Origin of the sequence: Rhodococcus chondri (assembly GCF_036327435.1) — a bacterium.
GTDB lineage: Bacteria > Actinomycetota > Actinomycetes > Mycobacteriales > Mycobacteriaceae > Rhodococcus > Rhodococcus chondri.
This window is the reverse complement of sequence record NZ_JAUZMZ010000340.1, coordinates 1-1,960: the sequence shown is the minus strand read 5'-3', so window position 1 is coordinate 1,960 and position 1,960 is coordinate 1. Positions and strand designations below refer to the sequence as shown.

At 68.2% G+C, this 1,960-nt stretch carries 2 protein-coding genes; one reads left to right on the top strand and one right to left on the bottom strand.

Annotated elements, in window-relative coordinates:
* A partial coding sequence (locus tag Q8814_RS25935; RefSeq protein ID WP_330154800.1) for an ABC transporter substrate-binding protein occupies positions 1-1,180 on the top strand: 1,180 nt, incomplete at its 5' end.
* 117 nt (positions 1,181-1,297) lie between these two features.
* On the opposite strand, the gene Q8814_RS25930 is transcribed toward Q8814_RS25935, so the two are convergent.
* The coding region (locus Q8814_RS25930) for a lysoplasmalogenase family protein (RefSeq protein ID WP_330154799.1) at positions 1,298-1,960 on the bottom strand (663 nt) is incomplete at its 5' end.

The following is a 1,960-nucleotide window of genomic DNA, read 5'->3' as shown; positions in this document are numbered from 1 at the left end:
GCGCCTGCGCGCTCCGCAGAACCGCTCGACCGCGCAGCGCGTCGCCACCGAGATGCAGTGGCAGGTCGTCGACCCCCGGACCGTGAAGGTGACGCTGCCGGACGTGAACTTCAAGGTCCCGACCGACCTGCAGACGACCTTCGGCATGATCGGCTCGCCTACGGCGATCACCGAGCGCGGCGCCGACTTCGTGAACAACCCCGTCGGTGCCGGTCCGTTCACCCTCGGTTCGTGGGCCCGCGGTACCGAGATGACACTCGTGCGTAACGAGAACTACTGGGATTCGCCGCGGCCCTACCTCGACGAACTCGTCGTCACGGTCGTGCCCGACGAGCAGCAGCGCGTCAATGCGGTCGTCTCCGGTGAGATCGACGTGAACAGCACGCAGACACAGTCGTCGTGGGAAGCCGGTATCGATGCGGGACTGGTCGACAACCGGACCCCGTATCTGACGACGGGCACCGGGTTCCGGTACAACGTCCGCCCCGACGCCCAGACCGCGAATCAAGGCCTGCGTGCTGCGATCGCACGCGCGATCGACACCCAGGCGATCAACGACGCCGTGCACGCGGGGGCGGAGGCACCCAAGACGCTGGCGATGCCGACGGCGTTCTTGTACGAGGCCGAGCCCGAGCTGCCCACCGAGGATCTCGCCGAGGCCCAGCGGCTGCTCGACGCCTACCTCGCGGAGTCCGGACAGTCCGAGGTCACCGTCCGGTACGTCTACATCACCGGTATCCCGATGATCTCGCAGGAAGCGCAGATCCTGAAGGCTCAGGTCGAGCGGCTGAACGGAATCAACTTCGAGTTGGTTGCGCTCGACTCGGCAGCACGCCAGACCGCTTTGCGTTCGGGTGATTTCGATCTGATGTACGACGCTGTCGGAGCATGGTTCGATCCCGACACGCTCTACGCTCGATACCACTCGAACGGCTCCGACAACACGTCGGGAATCTCCGATCCCGAGGTCGACGCGGCGCTCGTCAAGACCCGCAGCTCCGAGGATCCCGAGGTCGTCACCGACGGATACGTCGAGGCCTTGCGGCTCCTGACGGAGAAGGACGTGGTGGTCGCGTGGATGACCCAGGAGCAGGCCTACCTCACGCGCGGCAACGTCGGCGGTCTGGAACCGACCTACCAGTACTTCCCCCGTGCGGAAAACCTCTGGATCACAGAATGATCCGTTTCAGCGACAACTGAACCAGCACCACCTCTTCCACGGGCGTGGGGGGCCCCCCACGCCCGTGGTCGATAGTCGATCGTTGTGGGTCGAGACAGCGCCCTGTCGAAACGCGGTTCAGTCGCGCCGCGCGAGCGCCAGCATGCCCTCGACGAGCATCAGTTGCGCGGCCGCGTACGTGACGAGGACGAAACCCTCCGCCGCGGCCCGCGCGGTCTCGTTCTTCAGCAGTGTCCGGCGCAGCACGATGGTGCCGTCGGACACCGTGAACGCGAGCCCGCCGAGGGCCGGCCAGCTGCGGCGGTCCGCGCCGGGCACCACCATCCGCGCGACCTGCCGCGCACCGGGGACGAGCGCCGGATCCGCGGCAAGTGTCGCGGTGGTCGCCAGCAGAGTCCCGTAACCGGTCAGCGGTGCCGCGACCGACGGGTTCTTCGCGCCGAGCAGACCGGCCGCCCCCAGCACCGCGGCGGCGCGCTGCGCGACAACCGAAGGCGACGGACGGGCACCGCGACGCACCAGCAGCGTCGAGTAGGCAGCCTGCATGACCGCGAACGACGAGGCGCCGCGCAGCAATCGGCGGTCGTCGTCGGAGCGGATCATGAAGACATCGCCCGCGGTCGCGGCGGCCAACCCGGCGAGCAACAGGGCCGTGTCGAGTCGGTCGGTGTCGCGGGCGCGGCGCAGCACCCGCACCGCGAGGGGGGTGCCGATCAACGGCTTTGCGATCTGCTGCAGCTTCTCGTCGTCCCGCAGTCCCCCGACGATCGTCGCCGCCGA